This is a genomic window from Paenibacillus endophyticus (assembly GCF_014192395.1).
Classification (GTDB): Bacteria; Bacillota; Bacilli; order Paenibacillales; family Paenibacillaceae; genus Pristimantibacillus; species Pristimantibacillus endophyticus.
Window position 1 is genome coordinate 1 of record NZ_JACHXW010000004.1, and the last position, 25,454, is coordinate 25,454.

A 25,454-nucleotide genomic window follows, 5' to 3' on the forward strand; every position below is an offset into this window, starting at 1 on the left:
CTGTACAAAATGGTGGTGTGGTAACTTCCATTTTACACGAAGCCTTCATGGGCCTTTTGTTTTTTTAGGTGTCGCACTTCATTTTACAATCCGTCTTAAGAAAAAAGAAAAACCTGCGGCTATCGCAGGCTGTTGATTAAATGAAGAACATATCCATAAACTGCGGGACCGAGGTTTCCTCGAGCCCAGCTTGATTCTGGCATAGCTCCATAATCAGTTGAGTCTGTTTGACAGGGAAACGGCTTCTTAGGTTGGCTTCGAATTTGTGCCAAAGCAATGGGATGCCTTCGCTCCTTCTTCTACTATGGCCGACAGGATAGGCGATTTCTATACGCTCTGATGAGGTGCCGTCAAGGTAAAACAGCTGAACGGCATTGGCAATTGAACGTTTATTCTCATCCAAATAATCAGCGGAGAACGATGGATCCTCTTTTGCAATCATTTTTAGGCGAAGCTGATCAATTCGTGGATCTGCAGCTGCAAGGTCTTCATAATGGTCCGCGGTCAAGCCTCCATAAAGCAGACCGATTGCAACCATGTATTGCAAGCAATGATCACGATCAGCTGGATTGTGGAGCGGTCCTTGCTTATCGATGATCCGCAATGCGGACTCATGCGTCGTCAGCATGATGTGATCCAGCTCATGAAACCGAAGAGCGGCTTCCGGATGCAGAGCGATTGCCGCTTCAACAGCTGTTTGCCCATGGAATTCAGCAGGGAATGATAGTTTAAACAAAATATTTTCCATCACATAGCTTTCGAATTTCCGTGCCTGCTGCAGCTTCTTTCCTTTGAACAGCACGTCACTGAACCCCCACTCAGGCGTGGACAACACGGAAGGATAGCCCATTTCACCGTTTAGAGCGAGTAATGCAAGCCTGACAGCACGGCTCGTTGCATCGCCGGCAGCCCAGGACTTGCGCGTTCCCGTATTGGGTGAATGCCGATAAGCTCGAAGGGAATGCCCATCAAGCCATGCATGCGAGACGGCATTGATAATTTCCGATTGCGTCCCGCCAAGCATAGCAGTGACGACGGCGGTTGAGGCGATCTTTACGAGAATAACATGGTCTAAGCCAACGCGGTTGAAGCTGTGATTGAGCGCAAGCACGCCTTGAATCTCGTGTGCTTTGATCATAGCCGTCAATACATCGCGCATCGTTAACGGTAATTTGCCTTCCGACAGGTTTCTTCTGCTTAAATAGTCCGCAGCGGCTAGAATGCCTCCAAGATTATCCGAAGGATGCCCCCATTCCGCGGCAAGCCAAGTATCATTGTAGTCCAGCCAGCGGTTGATACAACCGATATTGAAAGCCGCGGTTATGGGATCGAGCATATACGATGTACCCGGAACGCGGGCACCGTGCGGTACGACCGTACCGGGAACGACAGGTCCGAGCAGCTTTGTGCATTCCGGATACCGCAGGGCAAGCAGGCCGCAGCCTAACGTATCCATGAGGCAGTAGCGTGCCGTCTCGTAAGCTGCATCACTCTCAATCTTGTACGCAGAAGCATATGAGGCAATATCCACTAACAGCTGATCCGGCTCAGGCTTAGCGTTGAAGACCGGCGACGACATCGGTGCATCAGCCTCCCTTTCTTCACGATCGATGATCAATAGGCAGCCAACTAGCTGTCTCCGGACCTATATAATCGGCATTCGGGCGAATAAGTCGGTTATGGCTGCGCTGTTCTACTAGATGAGCCATCCAGCCGCTAATGCGTGAAATGACAAATATAGGCGTAAACAGAGAGGTTGGAATGCCCAATAAGCGATAAGCGGATGCGCTGTAGAAATCCAAATTGGGGAATAGCTGCTTCTCCTTGCGCATAATTTGCTCGATTCGCTCAGACACATCATATAAAACCCAGTCCTGTGCATCATCGGATAGCTTTTTGGACCAGCGCTTAATAATATCCGACCTGGGATCACGGACTGCATAGACACGATGACCGAAGCCCATTATTAATTTCTTCTCTTGCAGCATGTGCCTAACGGCGGCTTCGGCTTTGGCAGGATTCGGGAAAGCTTCAATCAGCGCCATGGCAGCCTCATTGGCGCCTCCATGTAGATTGCCTCGTAAGGTGCCGATACCGGTGGTAACTGAAGAATAAGCATCAGACAAAGTCGAAGCCGTCACTCTTGCGGCAAAGGTTGAGGCATTGAACTCATGTTCAGCATAAAGAGTCAACGATACATCAAGTGCCTTTTCGTGCAGCTTGCTTGGAGAATGGCCATGGAGCAGCTGAAGGAAATGTTCGGCGATGCTGTCACAGTCCGACTCGGTATCAACACGGATGCCCTGGGAGTGGTAATGATGCCAGTACAAGAGCATGGAAGCAGAGCAGGCAAGCAGCCGATCGGTCACGGCATGGTGATCAGTTGCGGAACTCTCAGGCTCAAACGTGCCAAGCGCCGAGACGCCTGTGCGCAGCACATCCATCGGATGTGCGGCAGCGGGCAGCTGCTCCAGAATATGAAGCAGCCCTGCCGGAAGCTTACGCAGCTTGCGGAGTTTGATCTTGTATGCCTGCAATTCCGGCAGAGTTGGAAGCTTTCCGTAGTTGAGCAAATATGCCGTTTCTTCAAACACGGCGTTTGCAGCGAGATCTTCGATCGAATAGCCCCGATAAGTAAGCCCCATCCCTGCTTTACCAACCGTCGAAATGGAGGTTTGCCCGGCAACCACATCGGCGAGCCCGCCACTTTTTTTAACCGTCATCGCTGCTTCCCCCCTTATTGAAGCCGTACAGCTGATCCAGCTTTTTTTCGAAGTCGTAGTAGTTGAGGTAATCGTATAGATCGGCTCTTGTCTGCATGCGGTCCATTACGTTCCTTTGGGTCCCTTCGCTTCTTATTGCCTGATATACATTCAGTGCCGCTGCGTTCATCGCTCGAAATGCGGACAGCGGATAAAGCGCCAAGCCAACACCGGCTTTGCCAAGCTCCTCTACCGTGAATAAAGGCGTCTGTCCGAACTCTGTCATGTTGGCAAGGATGGGAACTTGAACCGCATTCGCAAAAGCTCGGTAATCATCAAGCGAAGTGACGGCCTCTGGGAAGATCATGTCCGCTCCGGCCTCCACGCAAGCACAGGCGCGTTCAATCGCAGCTTGCAAGCCTTCTACGGCAATTGCATCGGTCCTCGCCATTATGACAAATGACGAATCCATTCTGGCATCCGCTGCGGCTTTGATGCGGTCGACCATCTCCTCCTGCTTTACGATCGTTTTGCCTGGGCGGTGACCGCATCGTTTGTCTGATATTTGATCTTCAATATGAATGCCAGCTGCGCCGGCTCGATTCATTTCCTTCATCATTCTTGCGATTTGGAAAGCTCCGCCAAACCCCGTATCGACATCTACGAGCAAAGGTAGCTCCGTCACGCTTGTTATGCGCCTCGTTTCCTCCAAACAATCCGACAGTGTCGTCATACCAAGGTCCGGAAGCCCGAATGAAGCGTTGGCTACGCCTGCGCCAGACAAATACAATGATCGGAAGCCCACTCGTTCAGCCATTATCGCGGAATAGGCATGTATAGCACCTGCAACCTGAAGCGGCACTTCAGCCTGAATGGCTTCCCGCAGCCGCTGGCCTGGAGCAGCAGACATTTCACCACCGCCTTTCATCGTAGAAACATTATTTCAACAATTGGCCGCTAATAACGATTCTATGGATTTCATTTGTCCCTTCATATATTTGCGTAGCTTTAGCATCACGAAACATTCGTTCAATTCCAGAGCCACTCAAGCAGCCGTCCATATCCAAGATAGCCATCGACTCATTTGTAACCCTGACTGCGGTATCGGCTGCATACATTTTGGCAGCGGAAGCCTCCTTCGTGCAGGGAAGTCCTTGTTGTCGCAAATATGCAGCGCGGTATACGAGCATTCTTGCAGCTTCGACTTGAACGGATAGCTCAGCCCATTTAGCTTTGTAATTGCGATGCAACGGAGCGGTTCTTCCAAACGGCATGAAACCTTGATTCATTCTATCAATTGTAAGTTGCAGTGCCGCCTCCGCGATGCCGAGCGCCTGCGCCGCAATGCCGATTCTGCCGCCGTCTAGCGCTCCCAGTGCTATCTCAAAACCACTTCCTTCAGTGCCAAGGCGCTGAGCAACTGGAAGCTGGACCTGATCAAACATGATCTCGCACGTATTGGAGCCATGAAGCCCCAGCTTCCTCTCTTTCCTTCCGATTGCAAAGCCGGTTGTATCCTGCTCAACGATAAATGCACTGATTCCATAGGAGCCTTTCGCGGCGTCCGTTATTGCAAAGGTCACATACGTTTGGGCGACACCTGCATTCGTTATAAAAAGCTTGCTACCATTCAGTATATAATGATCGCCGACCAAATCGGCTGAGGTACGAATTGCGGCTGCATCCGAACCAGCCTGCGGCTCCGTCAAAGCGAATGCGCCCAAGGCTTCCCCAGCGGCTAGTGAAGGCACGAATTTTGCGATTTGTTCGTCGTTCCCATACTTTAAAATGGGCATGGTTCCTACTGAGGTATGAACGGATAGGATTACGCCGACAGCCGCGCTCACTTTGGATATCTCATGGATAGCTATAATATAGGAAATAAAATCGAGTCCGGCTCCTTTCCATTTTTTCGGTATAGGAATGCCCATCAATCCTTCTTGCGCCATATTTGCTAAAAGCGAGGACGGGAATTGATCGGTTTCTTCCATCTCATGTACGACCGGTGCGATTTCTTGCTCTGCAAACTGCCTGACTGCATCCTGCAGGTCTACTTGTTCCCGCGTAAAACGGAGCTCCATCGCCATGCACCCTCTCCGATGCAGCTTTTGTCATGCTATGGATAGATATAAAAGCCGCGTCCTGTTTTCCGGCCAAGCCAGCCTGCCTTTACATGTTGGCTAAGCAAGGGGCATGGTCGATATTTGGAGTCGCCAAATCCATGATGGAGTGTCTCCATAATCGCCAGGCATGTATCCAATCCGATGAAATCGGCCAGCGCAATCGGTCCCATTGGATGCTTCATGCCAAGCTTCATCACTTCATCTACCGCTTCAGGAGTGGCTACCCCTTCATAAACCGTAAATATGGCCTCATTAATCATGAGCATGAGAATACGGTTGGATACAAAGCCGGGAAAATCTCTGACTTCGACCGGCGTTTTGCCGATCGCGAGCGAGAGCTGTCTAATTTGATCATAAGTGGCATCGGAGGTTTCCAATCCGCGGATAATTTCAACGAGCGGCATCACGGGTACCGGATTCATAAAGTGCATGCCAATGACGAGTGATGGTCTGCCGGTTGCGGACGCCAGCTCCGTAATGGAGAGAGAAGAAGTATTCGTTGCCAATATGGTATGAGGCGAGCAGACACGGTCAAGCTCGGCGAGTAGTTCTTTTTTGATAGCCATTCGCTCGGGTGCTGCTTCAATGACAAGATCCGCAGCTTGCGCATCGGCAAGCTCTGTGGAGATCGTGATCCTGGACAAAAGCAGGCTGCGCTGCTTATCTTCCATCTTTCCTTTGCCGATGAGCAGGTTTAACGAGTCGCCAATCCTTTTTAGACCAAGCGCTGCGGCATTCCGATTCAGATCATATAGCAAAACAGCAATGCCGCTTCCAGCAAGCGTCTGCGCGATGCCGCTTCCCATCTGGCCTGCACCCAGTACCGCTGCTGTCTGAATGCCCATACTTGATCTCCTCCCTTCGCTTCATTACCGAACCTCGATGAGAATCGCGTCACCTTGCGCGCCTCCGCTGCAGATCGCTGCTATGCCGAGACCGCCGCCTCTTCGACGCAGCTGGTGCATCAAGGTGAGCACAATTCTTGCCCCGCTTGCACCGATGGGATGACCAAGCGCGATGGCTCCGCCGGCAACATTGACCTTGCCGTCATCCCATCCGAGAATATCTCCGCATATGAGCGGAACCGCCGCGAAAGCCTCGTTCACTTCGAACAAATCAATATCCTTCAGCGAGAGGCTCTGCTTGTGCAGCAGCTTCTGTATGGCGAGTGCAGGCGCTGCCGCTAAATGGGGGGCCCTCGTTCCGATCGAGGCATGTGCCGCTATTCGCGCTAACGGTTTGCAGCCCTTCCGTGCAGCCGCTTCCGCTGACATCAATACTAAAGAAGCTGCTCCGTCATTCACGCCTGGCGCATTGCCAGCCGTAATCGTTCCGTAAGCGCCTGCAATAGATTGGAGCATGGCCAGCTTGCGTGCACTCGTGTCGCGGCGGGGACATTCATCTTGGTCGATCATAACGCTCCCAAGCGTGGCAAATGCTTCGATTTCCTCCGCTAACAATCCAGCGTCCATGGCCGAGCACGCCCGGGCGTGGCTCCTTAAAGCCCATTCGTCCTGCTCGGTTCTGCTTATGCCATATTCCGCAGCTGCTTGATTGCCATGAACCGCCATCAGAACGTCATGAAACGGGCAGAGAAGTCCATCATGTATCATTAAATCGGTCAGCTCCGCATGCCCAAGCTTATTCCCCCATCTTGCTATACGCGCAGCGAACGGGGTTTGGCTCATGCTCTCCATTCCTCCGGCAATCATCACCTCCGCATCGCCCGCGCGTATCAACTGCTCAGCAAGTGTAATGGCCCGCATGCCTGAAGCACACACCTTATTGATAGTGTCCGCTTGGATACTCCAGTCCAGTCCCGCACGAATCGCGGCTTGGCGCGCTGGATTTTGCCCATTCCCGGCTTGAAGCACCATTCCCATTATGATGCCGTCAATCTCGGCTGATGCCAATTTGCATTGCTGCATGGAACCGCGGATAGCTGATGCGCCTAGCTGGACACCGTCTACATTTTTGAATGTTCCGCCAAGTTTTCCGAATGGCGTTCGTTTCCCGCCGACGATAACCGCATGGGCCATCCTGTATCACTCCTTATGCCATGACGATATGTGAGAAGCAATCGATGTCCATACCGCCGGTCCCGAGCTTGGATGCCAAACATTTCGCATCCCGCAAATAACGTTCCATGCGGAACTCCTGCATGTAGCCGTAGCCTCCTAATATTTGAATGGCTTCAATGGCAGCTTCTACCGCACAGTCCGCTGAATATTTCCGTGCTATTGCCGCTTCCCTGCTGCAGCTAAGACCTTCGTCTCTCCGCCATGCGGCTTGATAGACAAGCAGCCTGGCCGCTTCAATTCGCGTCCACATATTCGCGAGCTTGAAGGAAATGCCTTGATGCTTTCCAATGAGAATTCCGAATTGTTTGCGCTGCTTGGCATAGGCTGCCGCAGCTTCGTAAGCGCCTTGCGCCATGCCGACCGCTTGCGCTGCAGCGCTAATATGCGCCAGCTGCGAGAGGGAGGTGAGGAATTCGGACATCTCTTCCGATTTGCTGAGCAAGCATGCTTCCGCTGCCGAGCAATGCGCAAGATGCATGGAATTAAACATGAGCGATCGAAGCCCCATTTTATGAATGTTTTCACCAATGAATAAGCCAGGCGAATTCCGCTCGACAATAAAGGCAAGCGATTCGTCCTTGCGCTTCTGCCTGCGCGATTGAGCGAAAACGAGCAACAGGTCTGCGACGCCTGCCTGCAAAACCGTGCTATGGCGCCCGTTAAGCTCCCTTCTGTTCTTGCTGCCGCTGTACGCAAGGGTGTAATCGTTTATCGCGCCATGCCGCTTCACGCTGGGCAAAGCGCAGCCGCCGAGCAGCTGTCCGCTGGTAAGCCTGCTCAAGTAAGACTCCTTCAAGCCTTCATTGCCGAATGCATAAATCGGCCAAGCCGCAAATAACGTATGAGCTGCCAACGCTGCAGCGGCGGATGCGCATACTCGGGACACTTCTTCTATCACAATGGCAAACGTCAACCAATCTCCGCCTGCGCCTCCATATTGCTCACTGATCGGGATAGCTGCCAAGCCCAGACTAGCCATTTGTTCAAACAGCTTGCGATCGAACCGTTCATGCACATCTCTGTCCGAGGCATGCGGCGCAACCTCGCACTCTGCGAACTCACGAACGAACGCCCGCGTCATGTCCTGTTCCGTACTTAACGAAAACTGCATCGCCCTCCCCCTTTACGCTTGAACGGAAGCAAGTGGACAAAGTTCGACGGTATCCGCATTTGCTGTAGTATATGTGCACGACTTCGATAATAATGCCAGTTAGCATTCATTTGTAATTGCCATCCGATTCTAAACAAAAAGAGGCTGCTCCGTGTCATTTTGAATGACATGCGGAGCAGCCTCTTAAGTTTAAGTCGTTCGGTAAACGTAAGGATCCTTTGGCGCATCGATTGCACGCCATTCATTAACCTTCAGCACGGGAATCGTTTGTTTAAATGGCTGGTAATATTCCCATGTGAGCTTGCCTGATACGCGGACCCAATCATCGTCCTTGATTTCGGTATTTTTCGGAAATTCAACTAACATGCCAAAGACGCCGGAATCCGCCACGCAGTGGATAAAGCCAAAGCGGAAGACGAAAAAATGATTGCCGTCCACTTGCTGCCCTTTATAGGCGAACCCGTCGAAGCTAATTGTTTTCCCCATGAAAGCTTCTGGCGTATTGTAGATGACCTCCATGCCCTTTAAATAATCGGCATCCGTTAAGGCAACGCTAGGGCGGTTGATGTACTCTGCCAATTGTTTGTTTTTTACGTTGTCGTAATCGTCCTTGCGGTAAAAAACGCTGGAATCCGGCTTCAAAAACTGATGAGCTCCTGGGTTATTTGCAATGTTTTCTTCAAAAGAAGGAAACGAGAAGCCTTTTGCCTTCACAAAACTTGAGTCCAGCGCGTAAGCCGGAAGAAACAGGCCCGTCATAATGGGCACAAACAGAATGAAATAGCTGACAAACCGTTTCGTTCTCGTATTGTTGCCGTGCGCATGATCATGTCCATGATGGGAATGCGAATGTTCACGCTGCTCATGATCATGGCAGGAGCAGTCAGGGGGTGAGTCCTCTGCTGCCAGCTTCTTCTCTGCTGCGATTTGCTCACGGGATACACGCACAAATTCAAAAATACTAAGCAGTCCCATGATGACAACAGCGCTTATCGACAAATAAGCATATTTCATATTGATAAATTTATTAATGTCTCCGGTGTAGTGAAGCATAAAAAACATGAAAGAAAATCCGAATAAAATGATGAATCGAATCATCCGAATAACCTCCCGACCAGCAATGAGCCTACTAATGTAAATACCGTAACGAGCGCAATAAGTGTAAAGACAAACTTGCTGCGGTAGGTTCCAAGCAGCATGAGCGTGTTTTTAATATCAATCATCGGCCCGAATACGAGAAAGGCTGATAGAGAGCCAACCGTGAACGTGCTTCTGAACGATGCGGCAATGAATGCGTCCGCTTCCGAACAAAGTGAAATGAGAAACGCTAATGCGATCATGACGAGAGAAGATGTTACCGGATTGCTTCCAAGATGAAGCAGATACGAAGTCGGAACGAACGTCTGCATGCAAGCCGCGATAAAAGCACCCAAAACTAAATATTTGCCGACCGAGAAAAATTCATCAACGGCATGTACAATCACTTCGTACAGTCGCTTGCGCATCGGAATGCGTACCGATGCGATACCGCTGGCATGCTCGTGTGCAGCCGCAGCTTGACCGTCCTGTATGCGGAACGGAAGATCCTTGAACAGAAAGGAAACGATGATCGACACCGAAAAAGCAACAGCGATGGCTAAACCTGCACGTATGCCGACCATTTCCCAATCGTTCCCGAACGCGATATACGTCGAGAACAAGACAATCGGATTAATAATCGGACCCGTCAGCATAAAGGCGATGCCGGCATGCAGCGGCATGCCCTTGTTGATCAAGCGTTTCGTGATCGGTACGATTCCGCATTCGCAGGAAGGGAAAAAAATCCCGATCCCGCAGCCGAATATCGTTGCGAGAAATCGGTTTTTGGGCATGATCCTAGCAATCCATTGATCCTTCACGAAAGTCTGGATCAATCCGGAAATGAGCACGCCAACCAGCACAAACGGGATCGCTTCCATCACCATGCTGATAAAGATGGTATTCATTTGGTATAAGGTAGTCCAAGTCAACCCTGCTCATCTCCAGAACATAATGTGAAACGGGATTACAGGAGCGCCAGCAATCAGTGAGGCTATACGCTCTGTTGAACGATGCTGCCGCCGGCTTCGTACGTTAGCAGCTTTGTGGCGATTTTATCGATAAAGAATCGGTCATGGCTTACGGTTACGACCGCGCCGGGAAAATGAATCAGCGCCTGCTCCATCACTTGTATGCTCGTCAAATCAAGATGGTTGGTCGGTTCATCCAGAATGATAATCTCCGCACCTGACAAAAGGCATTTGGCTAATGCAACCCGTGCCTGCTGACCGCCAGACAAGCTTCCGATTACCTTCTGAAGATCGGCTTCCGAGAATTGCAGCATGGATAAAAACTTAGTAACCTTCTTGCGAGGAGCATCGAGACCTAGGCCAAATACATTTACGGCATGACTGACTGTGTCCTTCTGATCCAGCTCATCCCACATCCGGTTGAAATACGCATAGCTTACGCCTTTCCCGAATCGAACGACGCCGGCATCCGGTTCTTCTTGCCCGGTCAGCACTTTGATTAAAGTCGACTTTCCGCTTCCGTTTGGGCCAATGATCGCAATCCGGTCCTCTTTCTGTATATCAAAGCTAACGTTGTGGAAGATCTGCCTGTCCCCATAGCTCTTGTGGATAGCTTCGACCGAACATAAATTGTCTGGAAACCGTAAATTCTCATAAATATCCGTAATAAGAACATTCACCGGATGAGGCTCGATCCTTTTCTTCATATCTGCAAGCTTGCGCGACAGGCGATCTTTGCCCGATTTTCGTTTGGAACGGTTATCGAGCTCCTCGGATTCCATAAGAAGAAGCTCTTCTTCCCATTCGAATTGCCGATCAAGCTCTTTCTTGCGCAGCTTCTTCTTGCGGATATAATCGGTATAGTTGCCTTCGTATTCCTGAAAATGATAGTTTTCAATCTCGATCGTACGCGTAACGACTCTATCGATAAATTGCCTATCATGTGAAACGAGCACCATCGTCCCGCTGAATCGGTTCAGCCACTGCTCGAGCCAAGCCAGCCCGTCCAAATCCAAAAAGTTCGTCGGCTCATCAAGCAATACGACATCCGGCAGCTCGATTAGCAGCTTCGCCAGCGCAGCGCGGTTGCGCCAGCCGCCCGAGAGTTGATCCACGGGCTGCTGTCGAGCATGCTCATCGAACCCTAGCTTCGTCAGTACCGTATCGATTTCTACCGCGGCATTCCAGCCGTCATGATGCTCCATTTCCTCGAACAGCTCAGCCTGCCGATTGAGCAGCTTTTCCATTTCCGTGTCGTCGGTTGCGTAGCCTAGCTTTTCTCCGATTACGCTTAGTTCACGCTCAATCTTCCAAATATGCTCATAACACAGCTCCAGCTCCTCACGGACCGATCTGTTGCCGCTTAGCTCCGAGAACTGGGAAAAGTAGCTTACCTTTACTTTCGGGTCGACCTCAACCTTGCCGTTTGTTGGCTCTTCCCTGCCTAGAATCAACTTGAACACGGTCGACTTTCCTGCACCGTTTCTACCAATGAGACCAATTCGCTCTCCCTTGCTTATCCGAAAATAAATATCGCGGAATATAAGAGTATCTTCGTATTTTTTCGTAACATTCTCCAACCGAATAACGCTCATGTCTTTCACCTCTGTATATGGTTGTAAACCACGAGCAGGCTCTATGTCAAGCCGGGACGCGCGAGAGGACCGATCCACATCGCTGCAGCGACATGTATCGGTCCTCTCATTAGGGATAATGAATGCCTTAATCTCACAATTACGGCATCAAATCATAAGGTGTGCCAATGGCTTGAGTCGCAAAGGCGTTATCGACACCGTCGAGGTTTTGAAGCCAGGCATCTTGCAATTCGGGTCGAGCTCGGGGCTCGTTGCTTTATTTACGTTTTGTATGCCGCCCCAGTGCATGGGCACGAATAGCGTATCTTCCCTGATTTTGTCAGAGAACCGGCTGCGAACGCTGAAGCTGCCTCTCCGCGATGTAACCTCGACCCATTCACCATCGATGATATGATGCCTTTTCGCCGTTTTAGGATGAATTTCGATGTAGTTCTCAACATTTCGGGCTGCCAATGTATGGCTTCTTCGCGTTTGGACACCGGTTAAATAATGCGACAGTACACGGCCGTTCGTCATGGTTAATGGGAATTCCTCGTTCGGCGTTTCTTGAGGGGTCCGGCTGGCAACAGGAAAAAATATAGCTTTACCATCGGAGTGGGCAAACGCATGCTCGAACATCATGCCTTGATTCCCATCCTCTTCCGTTGAGGTGCAAGGCCAATAAATACCGCCTGACGTTCTTAACCGATCGTAAGTAATCCCGTAATAATCGGCTAATCCCCCTTTGCTTGCTACCCTTAGCTCATTGAATATTTGCTCTGCATTCACGAAGGGGAAATATTTCTTTTTCCCAAGCCGTTCAGCGATATCGCATAAGATTTGCCAATCATGCTTCGTTTCGCCTGGCGGCTCGATTGTCGATTCCCGCAATAATACCCGCCCTTCCAAATTGGTCAAGGTGCCGTCATTTTCCAAATATGCAGTGACGGGCAACACGACATCCGCCATGACGGCAGTCTCGGATAGAAACATATCGGCAACGACAAGAAAATCCAAGTTGCGAAGCGCTTCTTCTACCAAATCTGCATTCGGATTGGATACAACCGGATTCGAACCCATGACAAGCAGCGTCCGGATTTCGCGATGATGAACGAGCTCCATCATCTCATAGGCTGATACGCCTTTGCGCGGAAGCTCGTCAGGATGGATGTCCCATACGCTGGCGACATAAGCACGGTCGTTCTCGTCTTCAATATTGCGATAGCCGGGCAATTGGTCGCTCTTCTGCCCATGCTCCCGTCCGCCTTGCCCATTTCCTTGTCCGGTTACAGCACCATAGCCGCAGCCCGGTTTTCCGATTTTACCAGTCGCTATCACCATATTCAAAAAATTCCGGACCGCGACATGCCCATCGGTCTGCTGTTCAACGCCTCTTGCCGTAAGCACGATGCCTGTTTCCGCGGCGCCGTAAGCTCTTGCGGCATTGCGGATCAAGTTTTCCTCAACCCCGGTTAGCTCGGCAATGTCTTTGAGCTCCACTGCTGCCAAATGCGCTGCAAGCTCAGCAAATCCATTCGTCCGCTCTGCAATAAACGCTTCATCGATCAGATTTTCTTCCAGAAGCACCTTCAGCATGCCGTTAGCCAGGGCAGCGTCGGTTCCGGTCTTCAGCTGTAGATGCATATCCGCAATGGCGGCCGTTGCAGTAGCACGCGGGTCAATTACGATTATGGTGGCGCCGTTCTCTTTCGCTTTGTTGAAATAGGGCATTAAGGTTGGCTGGCATTCCGCGATATTAGTGCCGGCCATAATAATGCAGCGCGCTAGAGGAATATCGGCAAGCCTGCACGTAAGCCCCCGGTCAATGCCAAACGTTTTGTTGCCTGCCGAAGCAGCGGCAGACATGCAGAATCTGCCGTTGTAATCGATATATTTGGTACCCAGTGCCACTCTGGCGAATTTGCCAAGCAGATAGGCGGATTCATTCGTCAGCGAGCCGCCTCCATAAACACCCAGCGAATGAGGGCCGAAAGCCCTGCTGCCTTCTTGGAAGCGCTCCTCGATGAGTGACATCGCTTCCTCCCAAGTGGAGGGTACGAGCTCACCGTTTTTTTTGATTAACGGCTGCATAAGGCGTTCCTTGCTCGTTGCATGCTGGTGCGCATTCATTCCTTTCACGCATAAACGTCCCTCAGAAGCCGCATTCGGAATCCCTTCGATCGAATAAGCAAATCGCCGTGAGCCCGGAATCGGCAGTTCCTTCGTAATGCGCATTTTGCATTGAACGCTGCAAAATGGGCACTGCGTATCCATCGTGTAGCCTGCATTCACCTCAGTCGCTGCTAGCAGTTGCCGCATATTCCTCACCTTGCCTTTCGTCTGTTCTTACCCTAAGGGATGATGCTTCAGCCCGTTCTACCAGCTCATCCCGGTATTCGGGGTCGAGCACCCTCTCCCGTATTTCCATAAGGCCTTCTCGCTCGATCCACTTCCACATCGATTCGCCGTACTCTGCTTTTTCGCGGTACAGCTGAAGCAGGGAAACGGATAAGGATAGGGCAAGCCCGTCAGTGTCGGCTATTCCGATCAGATGTGCCTGCTTGACCGGGTGCTCGGAATGACCGCCGGCATAGATTTCCCATCCGGCAGGTGCTCCGGTAATGCCAAGATCATGAACCAAAACGCCTGCTGGCTGATGTAGGCCGGATGCTATGGCCGTCCTTACGACAGCAGGGTATGACAATTCACTGCAAGAAGCTTGGAGCAAGCTGCCCATTGATTGTGCATCATAGGTCGAGCTGCTACGAATGCCAAGCTCATCATGTGTGTTAACATGCAGCCGATTGGCATGACCGATCCATGCATCTGCCTTACCGTCCATCATCGCCTTTTGGTTGTGGAGCGAAGCATAATATTGAATGGCAGCTCTGCAAATGGTGCAGCCGGAAGTTCGGCTCCATCCCAGCATAGCCATATGTTCGTTAGGCGCGGAGTCCGGATCGGCAGCGATAGCCGCTTTTAGCGTCTCGTGACTGGTCTCTGTACAGCTGCAAATAGGATCAGCTTGTATGGTCATGCCTGCTTTCCCATGTTGGAGCGCATACTGCACAATTGCGTCTACCATTGGGCGACAGCCGCCGCAGGAGCTCGATGCCTTTGTACAATCCTTCACTTGGTCGGTCGTTTGCAAGCCTTCCTCTAGAACCGCACACATGATCGCTCCTTTGCTTACCGCGTTGCATGCACAAACCGTTTCGCGATCGGGCATATTTGCGATGAGCTCTTCATTCGCGCTGTTCCCGCCCGAAGTCGCTTTCGAAGCCAGCTCGGTGATCGATGCCTGCTTTTTAACGAGATTCAATAGCTGCGTGCCTTCTGAGGAATCGCCGAACAATATGGCACCTTTTACGATTCCATCCTTCATTGTAATCTTCTTATAAGTGCCTCTTATTCCGTCGTAGATTTGGACAGCGGTCTCTGCTTGGTCGGATTGGATGTCTCCTGCGGAAAAAACCTCAACGCCTGACACTTTTAGCTGCGCATAGGGGACCGAGCCTTGGTATGGCTCCGTTGACTGTCCGCATAATGTACTAGCGAGCACCTTTCCTTGTTCGTATAGCGGCGCTACCAGCCCATATGCAACACCGCGATGCTCTGCACATTCACCTACTGCATATACATTTCGCATACTTGTTCGCATATAGTCATCCACGACAATGGCGCGGTTCGTTTCAATTCCGCTTTTTTTGGCAAGCTCAGTATTCGGGCGAATCCCGACAGAAACGACGATGAGATCAGCGTCAAGCGTGTTCCCGTTTGTGAATCGAATGCCTTTGGCACGATTTAAACCGATAATGCTGTCGGTTTCTTTGCTCAGCCAGAACCTCATGCCCTGATCTTCCAATTCCTTGCGCAATAAGTCTGCCGACATTCGGTCAAGCTGCCTATTCATTAAATAAGGCGCATTATGAATGACATCGGTTTCCATTCCTAAGTTAAGCAAGCCTCTCGCGGCCTCTAAACCCAGCAATCCGCCGCCGATGACAGCAGCTTTCTTATACTTTTTGGCATATGCCATCATCGTTTGGCAATCGTTTATATTTCGGAAGGAGATAACCCCTTGTTTATGGATACCGGCAATTGGCGGGATAAATGCGGAAGAACCTGTCGCTATAATGAGATGATCATAATCTGTTCGGATGCCCGATACGGTTTTGACAAATTGCGAATCTGTATTGATTTGGGCGACGGTTTCGCTCGTGTACAAGCGAATCCCCTTTTCCTCATACCATGACCAATCATTGATGACAATGCTCTCTATAGATGAATCGCCTTGAAGAACCTTAGACAACAATATTCGATTATAATTGGGATGCGGCTCATTGCCAAACACCGTAATTTGATATTTGAGAGGAGCTAGCTTGATTATTTCCTCCACGCATCTGATACCCGCCATGCCGTTTCCGATAACGACTAATTTTTCTCTACTCATGTATGTTCACATCCACTCGCATGTTTTTGCTAAATCGTTAGAGAAACAAATCGGACTTCTTGACCTGCTTCGGTACCTGCCCCGCCGGCCTCTATAATGACGAGCGCATTCGCTCTCGCAAACGCGGCAACATTGCCCGACTTGTCGTTGCGCAGCGGTTCAACCATCCACTCTTTTTCCCCTCGATATACGAATGCACGCGCATATCTCGGGTATGGCGAAGGCTTCTGGATGCCATCGATCAACCGGCCATCTAACCATACGGATCGGTATTCATTTCTGCCTGCCGCTTTCAATACGACGGGACGAAGGAGAAGCTCAAGTCCCGCGAAGCAAGCTGATGGATTGCCAGATAAGCAGACCAGCAGCTTGGATCCGAATTGGTACGCTGATGTCGGAGTGCCTGGTCTCATTACTACTTTGGTGAATAAGGGAATGCCGCCAAGATTTTCTGCGACAAACTTTACATAATCATAATCCCCAACTGACACCCCGCCTGTAGTGACTACGATATCGGCTTGCTCCAGAGCATTAGCAAGATAAGCTTCCAACGTTTGCGGGCAATCCTGCACCGGATTGTGCCGGATGACTTTGGCGCCGAGCTCGCGGAGCCTTGCCGAGACCATAAAACCGTTCGCGTCATATATTTGTCCTGTGCTTCTTTGATCGCCGGGAATAGTCAATTCATCTCCCACAGGTATGACAGCAATGACAGGCTGTTTATATACCGTTACCTCCGTTTGTCCAAAAGAGGCTAGCACGGCGATTTCCTTCGCTCTAATCGCTGCGCCGCGATATAGTACCTTCATTCCTTGAGGGACGTCCTCTCCTCTTTCGGCGATATGCTGGCCGCGCGGATACGGGCGATCGATTTGTACGGAAGGTTTGCCAATGATACTTTTTCGTTCAACAACTGTTTCCTGCATAACGACGCAATCATAGCTTAGCGGTACCGGTGCTCCCGTGAATATTCGAACAGCATTCATGATGCCGTCATCCATCGCATAATCCGTTTCAACATACCCTGCGCGAATCTCGTCTCTTACTTGCAGCAATACCGGCCGCTCTTTGCTGGCGCCTGTTGAGGCTGATGCGCAAATCGCATAGCCGTCCATGGCCGCTCGGCGAAATGGGGGAAGCGGAAACGGGCTTTCAAAGTCGGATGCAAGCACCCTTGATAAGGCTTCTTCTAATGGAACCTTCTCGAACGACGGTTCTTTTCTATCTCGTGTCAACTTCATGACGGCTATGGAAACAGAAGCTGTAAGCGGGTTTTGCACGCTAATGACCGACATTTAATCCCCCCCAGCCCGTTGTTTATTAAAAATGAACAGAAAAAACCCTTTCCCGCGTTTGGGGAAAAGGCATCGTTGCCGTTTGAGCTCGCACGCCACTGTGCATGACTCGTTCTATAGAATATAGATTAGTTGATGACTGAGTATATGTCAATATATATAACACCAAATCTCGAATTTGCGATGCCGCGAAAAATAATTGTGTAAGGTATATTGACATGCACATTACGTGATCTTATAATTCGAGTTGGGATTACAATTTTGTGATCCGATCATAAACAGTAATTAGGTCGCACAATGACGTGTAACCAATGGCAATGAGGCCGCATTTCGTTCCTATTCAAGGACGATTTGCGGCTTTTTAGGTTTTATTACAGAGAATAAGGGAGAGATTGGGATGGAGAAAAAAGGATTTTGGCAAAGCGGGCATAAACCTACGTTATTCAGTGCATTTCTTTATTTTGACATGAGCTTCATGATTTGGGTGTTAATCGGACCACTAGCCGTTATAATTGCAGCTGACTACCCTATGGATCCCGTTCAGAAAGCGAACCTTGTTGCGCTTCCTATATTAGGAGGCTCCATTCTAAGATTGGTGTTAGGTTTCATGACCGATTATATCGGACCGAAACGAACGGCTCAGTTCGGTATGCTGTTTACCCTTGTCCCATTGATTATGGGCTGGAAATTTGTTGATTCCCTAGATCAACTCTATGTCGTTGCTTTGTTGCTCGGGGTTGCTGGCGCTTCATTTGCTGCTGCCTTGCCTTTGGCTAGTCAATGGTATTCAAAGGAGCATCAAGGACTCGCGATGGGTATCGCAGGAGCCGGCAACAGCGGTACCGTTATTTCAACTTTGTTTGCGAATCGGATCGCGCAGCATTATGGAAGCTGGGAGGTTGTATTCGGACTAGCCATCATTCCGATCGTTCTAGTATTTATCATATTCACGATATTTGCGAAAAACAGCCCCAATCGTCCTGCTCCAAAAAAGCTTTCACAATATGCTCAGGTGCTTAAGCAAGGTGATGCATGGGTATTCTGCGCATTCTATTGTGTAACATTTGGAGGTTTTGTAGGACTGTCAAATTACTTAACCATTTTCTTTAATACGCAGTACGGTCTCTCCCCTGTTCGGGCAGCCGACTTTACTACCTTTTGCGTGATCGCAGGCAGCTTCTTCCGCCCTGTTGGCGGCTATTTGTCAGACAAAATCGGCGGCGCGAAAATGTTAACCATCCTTTATGCAGGAGCCGGCTTGATGCTCGCAGCCGTTGCTTCCCTGCCTGCATTGCCGATCGTGATTACGATGCTGTTCATCGGCATGATGTGCCTCGGAGCCGGCAACGGTTCGGTATTCCAGCTCGTTCCGCAGCGCTTTGGCAGCGAACTTGGCCTCATGACCGGCATTATCGGCGCAGCAGGCGGACTTGGCGGTTATGCTTTGCCTCTCATACTCGGTCAGCTGTATCAATCCACCGGTTCCTACACATCCGGTTTCCTCATATTAAGTGCGGTGACGTTAGGATCACTCGTCTTGTTAACTGTCATGCAAGCGAGATGGAAAAACAAATGGATGGCGAGAGGCGGAAAAGCTCAGATGGACGGCATGTCTGACGTTTCTCATGTTAATGTGTAACGGTAACAAAATGTTTAAGTAGCATACCAAATACCCTTAGACTTGGAACGACTAGTCTAGGGGTATTTTATTTTCCTCTAAAAATTGCTTCATGAAAAGTCGTTTTGGGTTTTGCAGCAGCTTCGACATGGATTCGGTCCAGCGGTCATTTCGCGCTCCATTCGTTCTCTCGGCATAATAACTGGATATGTCTCGATCGTAGTCGCGCAGCTGCTGATCGAGTTGTTCTTGATTCTGAATGTAGCTGTTCTCGTGATACACATTTAATAAGGGCAATCGCGGCTTTATGTCTGAAAGGTTTGCCGGGTATCCCACGCTTAATCCGAACAATGGGATGACGCGCTTCGGCGTTTGAAGCAGCTTGGCTACTGCGGGCAGCTCATTTCTTAATCCGCCGATATAGCAAATGCCCAGTCCGATTGACTCTGCGGCAACTGCCGCGTTCTGGGCTGCCAAAGCGGTATCGATAAGACCAACCATAAACATTTCAGTGGAACCCAAGGTTTGCTCCGCCTTTTCTGTTAACTCGCCATTCAGCTTGGCAGCTAGCTCCAGTCGATGCAGGTCCAAGCAGAACACGAAAAAATGCCCGTTCTTGGCTACATAAGCTTGATTCCCTGACAGCTCAGCCAGCTTATCTTTCACCTGTTGGTCTGTAATGCCGATGATGGTGTAGGCCTGCACGTAACTGGAGGTTGCCGCAGCTTGCGCGCTTTGCACGATTGCATGTATTTGTTCCTCTGTTAGTGGCTTGTCTAAGTAGGAACGAATGGAGCGGTGATTCAATAACAGCTCGATGGTTGCGTTCACCTGATCACGTCCTTTTTATTGAAAGATTATTTCTGACATCATTAGAATACTCCCAATAATGATACTAAACCAACCTAAAAATTTTGAAACTTTACGCTCTTTGTTTAGGCCAGCTATTTCAAAGCTGCGGACATCTATAACAAGGATCAAAATCCCGCTCAGCAAACAGAGCAATATGACGTAATTTAAATAACTCATCGTATAACTCTCGCTAATCATCCCGTAACGCCTCCCTTTTTTATGGATATTATTGGGCTTTCATTCCAATGCGTCGAATTTTCAACGAAACTTTGACTTCGAATTTGCTTTCCTTGTACATGCTTCGCCAACCTTCTGCTGTCTTGACATGTGCATGCCAGAATTGAGGCTTGAAGGCCCGGACATATTCGCCAAAGCCGAATATATCGGCCCCCTTCACCTGCGTTTTCTTAATTAAATTCGAATAAAACAGAACCGATAATCCCTCTTGCTTTTTTTCGATCGACTGCAAGATTCGGGGATCATTGATCTTTACATTTTCGTTTAGCTTCGCTTCTAAATTAAGCTCGATGGCAATATCAATCGTAAACTGCGGAACGTTATCAATAATGCTCACTTTAATTTTTGATCTTCGATGCGTCGCATTGGTCATGACGCTTTCCTGTGCGCCGTCCAGCTGGATGTACACGCGGTATCCTGCTGGATTCACGCCTTTCACACCTAAATATCCGGCAATTTCCAGCGGTTTGGTCGCGCCAACCATCTTGGCATCATTGAAGTAAGCAAGCCCGATAATCCCGACATTCTGTTCCTTTTTCATTTCCACGTATGGCAAAAAACCTTCCTGGCCTTTTTTGGATACGTTGCTCCAGAATATACCGATGTAGTCCTTTGGAAATTTCCCCATCCGAATGCCTTCATCCAAGGTGGACATGAGATAGAGAGCAGGAACCCTCTCTAGCTGCGGAGTCGCGGTCATAAACTTAATCGCATTCCCTTTCGCTACCATCAGCCACGCCATACGTCTTACTTCGGGGTTTCTGCGAAAATAATCGTTTACATTTTCAAGCCCTCTTCGCGCTAATTTCTCAGAGACCACGATTACGCGCAAATGTCCGAAAAACAGCTTGCTGGAAACTTGCTGTTGTAAATTCATGAACGCATCATCAATGCTATGGCCAACCACGTCGATTACCCATACGGTCTCGCCTGCAGAGCCCTTTCCACCGCCGCCTTCACCTGGTCCGAGCGGTATTCTGCCAGGCAAGGCGATTTGTACCGCAACGCGCACCATTCCCTTTGATGGTGCCGGGATCGATCCGCTGATATGGCTAACCTCATCTTCTTCCTCATTGGCATCATCGGATGAAACGGCATCGATGGACACACCTAACACAACTGCTCTTTCCTCTATTTCGAGCCGATCCCAGCAGCCGGTCAGGAATGGAACAACTAGGCATAAGCAGCAAATTGCTTTAACGATTGGGATCCACCATTTGATTCGCAATGGGATTACCTCTCTTCTTGCGAAGGATTGAAATGAATAGCAGCAATGTAGGATAAACGATCGTAATATACAAGCCGATTCGGCCGACGCTTTCGATAATTTCATACATTTGAACGATGTTTTGCGGGAGCATCGCCGTGACGAATACAAAAGGCAGGAGAAAATACGAGAATTGCTTGTGCTCGCGCAAACGGAATAGATGGCTGATGAAATAAATCGTTAAATAATAACTGGAAAAGAGAGTCGTAAATACAGCGGTTACCCAAACGGCCAAAAAGGCAGCGTCCAGCCTCTCCAAAATATTCGCCGGCAATGATGTCGCTTTGGCTAATTCAAGCGTCGGCCACAATAGCTGCTTAATTTCCTCTGAACCAAATACGCTGACGGCTGCAGCTACAATGATGACATAAAGACCACCTGCAATCAGAATGCCCCATAAGCTTGCTTTCATTGCTTTGCTTGGTTTTTTCATCGCGGGAATGACCGCTGTCAACACGAAGGTACCCTGAAACAAGGCTGCTATCGTAAGCATTCCTTTTAACATCTTTTTAGGATCAGTCCCCCAAACCGGCAATAAATTAATCACTTCTGCGTTTTTCAAGGAAAGAGCAGCAATTAGCAGCACAGGCACGAGGAGCAATGGGAAATAGAAAGTATGGATGTAGGCAAAAGTGATGATGTTATTCCGTGTCGATATGGCAGCGAGCAGCAGCATGACGATTACCGTAACCTCTACTGGCGTTGATCTTAAGACGGAAGTTACGACAACTTCTCCAAACTCTCGTGCCGTAAGCGAGGTCAGTATGGAGAAGAATATAATAATGAGCACACTGCCAATTCGAGCCAAGCTTTTGCCGATAATCAGCTCGCTATATTGAATGAAGGTATGGTTTGGAAATCTCATGCTTAGCAAGGTTACTAGAACCAAGCCGATAACCGCGAGCAGCACACCAAGCATCGTAACTAACGGGGCGCCTGAATCCGCTGCTTGCACGGCAAAAAGCGGAAGCGCCAGCACCCCGACGCCAATGATCGTACTAACGAGAATTGCCGCCGCTTGAATGACGGTTATTTGACGAGACTCCATTTCGTTATCCTCCCTGCTGGTTTTTATCATTCTTCGGATCAAGCGCATTCGTAGTGGACGCTTCAAGCTCTTCAAATGATTGCTTATTGACCCGATCCGTATCCACGGGCTGTAGAAATGACGGCCGTTTGTTCATCCACCATAACGGACCTCTTATCAATAAATCCTTCATGCCTTGGAACTCGGCAGGCACAAGCGGGCTCAAATAAGGGACTCCGAACGATTTCAGCGACAAGAGATGATTGGCGATTAAGATTAGCCCAATCATGACGCCGTATAGTCCGAATATGCCAGCCATTATAATCAGCGGAAAACGCAGCAGCCTAAGTGCCAATGCAGCGTTATAAGCTGGCGTAGCGAACGATCCAATTGTCGTTAGGGCAATAATCACGATCGTAATCGGACTGGAAAAGCCCGCAGATACTGCGGCCTGCCCGATAACGAGGACCCCTACAATTGAAAGGGCTCCGCCGACCTGCTGCGGAAGCCGAATCGTAGCTTCGCGCAAAATTTCCATGGAGATTTCAATAATTAATACTTCAACGACCGCCGGAAAAGGTACTCCTGCTCTTCCTCCTGCTACGGCAACGGCAAATTCTGTCGGAATCAGCTCCGGGTTGAAGGAAATGATGGATACATATATAGCAGGGAAGATAAGCGAGAACATCAACGCGATAAGCCTAGCCAACCGGATTGAGCTCATAAGCAGGAATCGTTCTGTGTAATCTTCAATCGTTTGATAAAATTGGCTAAATACGGTAGGTACAAGCAAAGCTAAAGGCGATCCATCCACGAGGATGGATACTCTGCCCTCAAGCAGATTAGCAACAACCTTATCCGGGCGTTCCGTATATTGCACCTGCGGGAAAGGCGAATAATGATTGTCCTCGATAAATTGTTCAATATAGCCAGAGTCTAGTATGCCGTCTATATCGATTTTTGATAATCGCGCATTCACTTCCTTGACAAGCTCTGGATTTGTAAGGCCTTCCATGTAACAAACGGCAACCTTCGATTTCGTTCGCAATCCGAGCTCCATCGTCTCAATTCGGAGATCAGGCGATTGCAGTCGATATCGAATTAACGATATATTCGTTCCTAGCGGCTCGATAAACCCTTCACGTGGTCCTCTAATGACCTGTTCGGTTGCCGGCTGGTCAATAGATCGTTTGTCGATGCTTCTCGTTTCAAATAGAAATACTTCTTCAAGCCCATCTACCGCTACTAAGGTTCCTCCTCTTAGAATACTTTCGATCAGCATCGAGAGATAAGACTCGTATTTGCAATCGCTGTGGTAAAGCGCGTCATTATGCAGCACGTCTTTAAGCTGATCAATTGGAATGTGTTTGCCCTGCAAATGAGGTGGCATATACATAAGCGGTTTCAGAATATCAAGATTAATGACGTTTGGATTAACCATATTGCAGAAATAGATGATGACTGCATCATATTGGCCAAAAACATGGAATTTACGAATTGTAAGATCTACGTTTACGCCTAGTATTTCATCAATAAAGGCAATCGTCTTATCGATGTCGGCAGTTATTTTTCTATCTTTCAACTTTTCCAGCGTCTGGCTTGGACCTTTCTTAATAGGCATAGCCTGCTTTTTCTTGTTCCCGCGTGTAGGCATGTTTCACCAACCGATCTTTGTAAGATGACTTTAGGCAAAATGAGATTGGTAATATTGCTCACTTTTGTAGCTTTTACCATTCGTTTCGAAATTAGTCATCGCTTTTTATACGGCTCAAATGCAACAAAAAAAGCCCGGAGAGACCGATTGGTCGGTCTCTCCGGGCTTTAATGCAACAGTTTTACTTTTCTAATTGCTTGGCAGTACCGTTCATATAGCCGACAATGACTTGACTAGCCATTCCGATAAACAATCCATTATCCACTACTCCTGGTATAAGCTGCAGCGCGGAATGAAGCTCCTCGGCATTCGGTATGCTGCCGATATGGCAATCGGCGATATAGTTGCCGTTATCGGTTACGTAGGGCTTAACGCCGGCTTGCCGCAAGATTGGTTGACAACCAAGCTTCTCCAGCTTGCGCATCGTTATCTCAAAACCAAAGGTTATGATTTCTACGGGCAAAGGGAATCGTCCCAATTCAGCAACTACCTTGCTCTCATCAACGACAATAATGAGCTGCTTGCTGGCTGAAGCTACGATTTTCTCGCGCAGGAGTGCCCCTCCACCGCCTTTAATTAGATTCCAACGGGAATCGACCTCGTCAGCGCCGTCAATCGTTATGTCGATGTAATCGATATCCGATGCCGCAATCAGCGGAATGCCAAGGCTTACGGCGAGCTCCTCTGATTGCTTGGATGTCGCGATGGCTTGAATAGCAAGTCCTTCTTGGACTCTTTGTCCGATTTTTTGAATGGCATAATAGGCGGTTGAACCGGTTCCTAAACCAATAATCATTCCGTCAGCAATAGATTCCGTCGCTTTCTCAGCAGCCAGTTTCTTCGATTCCATTACTTATCCCCTCTTCTTCCGATTACAACGTTAAATAGTAGTGAAAATACGTTTCATCCTTCTCATAGCCGTTGCGCTCATACAGACGCTGCGCAATGGCGTTGTCGCACGCCGTACTGAGTTCTAAGCCCTTCGCGCCGTTCTCTAGCGCGTAAGTCTTGGCGCGATCGAGAAGCAGCTCTGCGACGCCTTGCCCTCTATCGCTCTCAATGACATAGAGATCATTCAATATGAAAGCTTTTTTCATCGACACGGATGAAAAAATCGGATATAGCTGAGTGAAGGCGATCATCTTCGAGCTTTCGGGCTTGATCGCTTTAAAAATAATCGATTGCTCCAATTGAATCCTATCCGCTAAAAATTGTTGGGCTCTAAGTACGTCGGACAACTGCTTATAAAAGATTCGATATTCATTAAATAAGGTTGCCAATTGTTCAACATCCTTAATCGTCGCTCTTGAAATTTCAATATCCAATGCTGCACCTCCAGCCCAATCTATTGTACCCATTAGTATAGCAGTCCTAATTCAGGTTGAATACTAGAAAATCAAAGCGCTATTTAT

General features: G+C 49.2%; 21 protein-coding genes. 1 reads left to right on the forward strand and 20 read right to left on the reverse strand.

Annotation, left to right across the window (positions count from 1 at the left end; genetic code table 11):
* Positions 1–136: 136 nt before the first annotated feature.
* The 13 genes from FHS16_RS07560 to FHS16_RS07620 form a co-directional block, all read right to left on the reverse strand.
* A complete protein-coding gene (locus FHS16_RS07560) occupies positions 137–1,579 on the reverse strand; it encodes a bifunctional 2-methylcitrate dehydratase/aconitate hydratase (protein WP_183560564.1) in 1,443 nt (480 codons plus the stop codon).
* A gap of 22 nt (positions 1,580–1,601) precedes the next feature.
* Positions 1,602–2,723 (reverse strand): bifunctional 2-methylcitrate synthase/citrate synthase, encoded by a 1,122-nt coding sequence (prpC, locus tag FHS16_RS07565; protein WP_183560566.1) that lies wholly within the window; start codon positions 2,721–2,723, stop codon positions 1,602–1,604.
* Positions 2,713–3,612: a methylisocitrate lyase gene (prpB, locus tag FHS16_RS07570; RefSeq protein WP_183560568.1), complete on the reverse strand. Its 900-nt coding sequence runs from the start codon at positions 3,610–3,612 to the stop codon at positions 2,713–2,715. Before prpB ends, prpC begins: the two co-directional genes overlap by 11 nt.
* A gap of 28 nt (positions 3,613–3,640) precedes the next feature.
* On the reverse strand, positions 3,641–4,783 hold the full coding sequence (locus FHS16_RS07575; RefSeq protein ID WP_183561342.1) for an acyl-CoA dehydrogenase family protein: 1,143 nt from the start codon (positions 4,781–4,783) through the stop codon (positions 3,641–3,643).
* A 35-nt stretch (positions 4,784–4,818) separates the two neighbouring features.
* The gene (locus FHS16_RS07580; RefSeq protein WP_183560570.1) at positions 4,819–5,670 is read right to left on the reverse strand and encodes a 3-hydroxybutyryl-CoA dehydrogenase; all 852 of its coding nucleotides are present in this window, start codon (positions 5,668–5,670) and stop codon (positions 4,819–4,821) included.
* A gap of 24 nt (positions 5,671–5,694) precedes the next feature.
* Positions 5,695–6,864, reverse strand: coding sequence for an acetyl-CoA C-acetyltransferase (gene mmgA, locus FHS16_RS07585; RefSeq protein ID WP_183560572.1), 1,170 nt, complete (start codon positions 6,862–6,864; stop codon positions 5,695–5,697).
* 13 nt (positions 6,865–6,877) lie between these two features.
* On the reverse strand, positions 6,878–8,017 hold the full coding sequence (locus tag FHS16_RS07590) for an acyl-CoA dehydrogenase family protein (protein ID WP_183560574.1): 1,140 nt from the start codon (positions 8,015–8,017) through the stop codon (positions 6,878–6,880).
* A gap of 189 nt (positions 8,018–8,206) precedes the next feature.
* The gene (locus FHS16_RS07595) at positions 8,207–9,115 is read right to left on the reverse strand and encodes a TIGR03943 family putative permease subunit (RefSeq protein ID WP_183560576.1); all 909 of its coding nucleotides are present in this window, start codon (positions 9,113–9,115) and stop codon (positions 8,207–8,209) included.
* A complete protein-coding gene (locus FHS16_RS07600) occupies positions 9,112–10,002 on the reverse strand; it encodes a permease (RefSeq protein WP_183561344.1) in 891 nt (296 codons plus the stop codon). The genes FHS16_RS07595 and FHS16_RS07600 overlap by 4 nt, the downstream gene beginning before the upstream one ends.
* 86 nt (positions 10,003–10,088) lie before the next feature.
* The gene (locus FHS16_RS07605) at positions 10,089–11,660 is read right to left on the reverse strand and encodes an ABC-F family ATP-binding cassette domain-containing protein (RefSeq protein ID WP_183560578.1); all 1,572 of its coding nucleotides are present in this window, start codon (positions 11,658–11,660) and stop codon (positions 10,089–10,091) included.
* Between the two features lie 147 nt (positions 11,661–11,807).
* Positions 11,808–13,958: an assimilatory nitrate reductase catalytic subunit NasC gene (gene nasC / locus FHS16_RS07610; RefSeq protein ID WP_183560580.1), complete on the reverse strand. Its 2,151-nt coding sequence runs from the start codon at positions 13,956–13,958 to the stop codon at positions 11,808–11,810.
* On the reverse strand, positions 13,933–16,092 hold the full coding sequence (nirB, locus tag FHS16_RS07615) for a nitrite reductase large subunit NirB (protein WP_183560582.1): 2,160 nt from the start codon (positions 16,090–16,092) through the stop codon (positions 13,933–13,935). Before nirB ends, nasC begins: the two co-directional genes overlap by 26 nt.
* Before the next feature lie 29 nt (positions 16,093–16,121).
* Positions 16,122–17,387, reverse strand: a complete 1,266-nt coding sequence (locus FHS16_RS07620) for a molybdopterin molybdotransferase MoeA (protein WP_183560584.1) — start codon at positions 17,385–17,387, stop codon at positions 16,122–16,124.
* Between the two features lie 397 nt (positions 17,388–17,784).
* Between FHS16_RS07620 and FHS16_RS07625 the strand changes: the two genes are divergently transcribed.
* Entirely contained in the window at positions 17,785–19,026 is a 1,242-nt protein-coding gene (locus FHS16_RS07625) for a nitrate/nitrite transporter (protein ID WP_183560586.1), read from the forward strand.
* Between the two features lie 51 nt (positions 19,027–19,077).
* Here FHS16_RS07625 and nfsA read toward each other — a convergent pair whose 3' ends face one another.
* From nfsA to FHS16_RS07660, 7 genes are all read right to left on the reverse strand, one after another.
* Positions 19,078–19,836, reverse strand: a complete 759-nt coding sequence (gene nfsA, locus FHS16_RS07630; RefSeq protein WP_183560588.1) for an oxygen-insensitive NADPH nitroreductase — start codon at positions 19,834–19,836, stop codon at positions 19,078–19,080.
* Between the two features lie 15 nt (positions 19,837–19,851).
* Entirely contained in the window at positions 19,852–20,055 is a 204-nt protein-coding gene (locus FHS16_RS07635; protein ID WP_183560590.1) for a CLC_0170 family protein, read from the reverse strand.
* A gap of 28 nt (positions 20,056–20,083) precedes the next feature.
* The gene (locus FHS16_RS07640; protein ID WP_183560592.1) at positions 20,084–21,322 is read right to left on the reverse strand and encodes a Ger(x)C family spore germination protein; all 1,239 of its coding nucleotides are present in this window, start codon (positions 21,320–21,322) and stop codon (positions 20,084–20,086) included.
* Positions 21,291–22,409 carry a GerAB/ArcD/ProY family transporter gene (locus tag FHS16_RS07645; protein WP_183560594.1) on the reverse strand — a complete coding sequence of 373 codons (1,119 nt, stop codon included), beginning with the start codon at positions 22,407–22,409 and terminating at the stop codon, positions 21,291–21,293. Before FHS16_RS07645 ends, FHS16_RS07640 begins: the two co-directional genes overlap by 32 nt.
* A 4-nt stretch (positions 22,410–22,413) precedes the next feature.
* Positions 22,414–24,042, reverse strand: a complete 1,629-nt coding sequence (locus FHS16_RS07650; RefSeq protein WP_183560595.1) for a spore germination protein — start codon at positions 24,040–24,042, stop codon at positions 22,414–22,416.
* 181 nt (positions 24,043–24,223) lie between these two features.
* Entirely contained in the window at positions 24,224–24,892 is a 669-nt protein-coding gene (gene rpiA, locus FHS16_RS07655) for a ribose-5-phosphate isomerase RpiA (RefSeq protein WP_183560597.1), read from the reverse strand.
* Positions 24,893–24,914: 22 nt separating this feature from the next.
* Entirely contained in the window at positions 24,915–25,361 is a 447-nt protein-coding gene (locus tag FHS16_RS07660; protein WP_183561346.1) for a GNAT family N-acetyltransferase, read from the reverse strand.
* Positions 25,362–25,454 lie beyond the last annotated feature (93 nt).

What these genes read in the sequence shown, in the direction of transcription:
- FHS16_RS07600 (WP_183561344.1), bottom strand. Translation starts at nt 10,002, where the DNA reads ATGAATACCATCTTTATCAGCATGGTGATGGAAGCGATCCCGTTTGTG.
- nirB (WP_183560582.1), bottom strand. Translation starts at nt 16,092, where the DNA reads ATGAGTAGAGAAAAATTAGTCGTTATCGGAAACGGCATGGCGGGTATC.
- FHS16_RS07605 (WP_183560578.1), bottom strand. Translation starts at nt 11,660, where the DNA reads ATGAGCGTTATTCGGTTGGAGAATGTTACGAAAAAATACGAAGATACT.
- mmgA (WP_183560572.1), bottom strand. Translation starts at nt 6,864, where the DNA reads ATGGCCCATGCGGTTATCGTCGGCGGGAAACGAACGCCATTCGGAAAA.
- FHS16_RS07590 (WP_183560574.1), bottom strand. Translation starts at nt 8,017, where the DNA reads ATGCAGTTTTCGTTAAGTACGGAACAGGACATGACGCGGGCGTTCGTT.
- prpC (WP_183560566.1), bottom strand. Translation starts at nt 2,723, where the DNA reads ATGACGGTTAAAAAAAGTGGCGGGCTCGCCGATGTGGTTGCCGGGCAA.
- FHS16_RS07645 (WP_183560594.1), bottom strand. Translation starts at nt 22,409, where the DNA reads ATGGAGTCTCGTCAAATAACCGTCATTCAAGCGGCGGCAATTCTCGTT.
- rpiA (WP_183560597.1), bottom strand. Translation starts at nt 24,892, where the DNA reads ATGGAATCGAAGAAACTGGCTGCTGAGAAAGCGACGGAATCTATTGCT.
- FHS16_RS07575 (WP_183561342.1), bottom strand. Translation starts at nt 4,783, where the DNA reads ATGGAGCTCCGTTTTACGCGGGAACAAGTAGACCTGCAGGATGCAGTC.
- prpB (WP_183560568.1), bottom strand. Translation starts at nt 3,612, where the DNA reads ATGTCTGCTGCTCCAGGCCAGCGGCTGCGGGAAGCCATTCAGGCTGAA.
- FHS16_RS07595 (WP_183560576.1), bottom strand. Translation starts at nt 9,115, where the DNA reads ATGATTCGATTCATCATTTTATTCGGATTTTCTTTCATGTTTTTTATG.
- FHS16_RS07560 (WP_183560564.1), bottom strand. Translation starts at nt 1,579, where the DNA reads ATGTCGTCGCCGGTCTTCAACGCTAAGCCTGAGCCGGATCAGCTGTTA.
- FHS16_RS07580 (WP_183560570.1), bottom strand. Translation starts at nt 5,670, where the DNA reads ATGGGCATTCAGACAGCAGCGGTACTGGGTGCAGGCCAGATGGGAAGC.
- FHS16_RS07650 (WP_183560595.1), bottom strand. Translation starts at nt 24,042, where the DNA reads ATGCCTACACGCGGGAACAAGAAAAAGCAGGCTATGCCTATTAAGAAA.
- FHS16_RS07620 (WP_183560584.1), bottom strand. Translation starts at nt 17,387, where the DNA reads ATGTCGGTCATTAGCGTGCAAAACCCGCTTACAGCTTCTGTTTCCATA.
- FHS16_RS07635 (WP_183560590.1), bottom strand. Translation starts at nt 20,055, where the DNA reads ATGATTAGCGAGAGTTATACGATGAGTTATTTAAATTACGTCATATTG.
- FHS16_RS07625 (WP_183560586.1), top strand. Translation starts at nt 17,785, where the DNA reads ATGGAGAAAAAAGGATTTTGGCAAAGCGGGCATAAACCTACGTTATTC.
- nasC (WP_183560580.1), bottom strand. Translation starts at nt 13,958, where the DNA reads ATGCGGCAACTGCTAGCAGCGACTGAGGTGAATGCAGGCTACACGATG.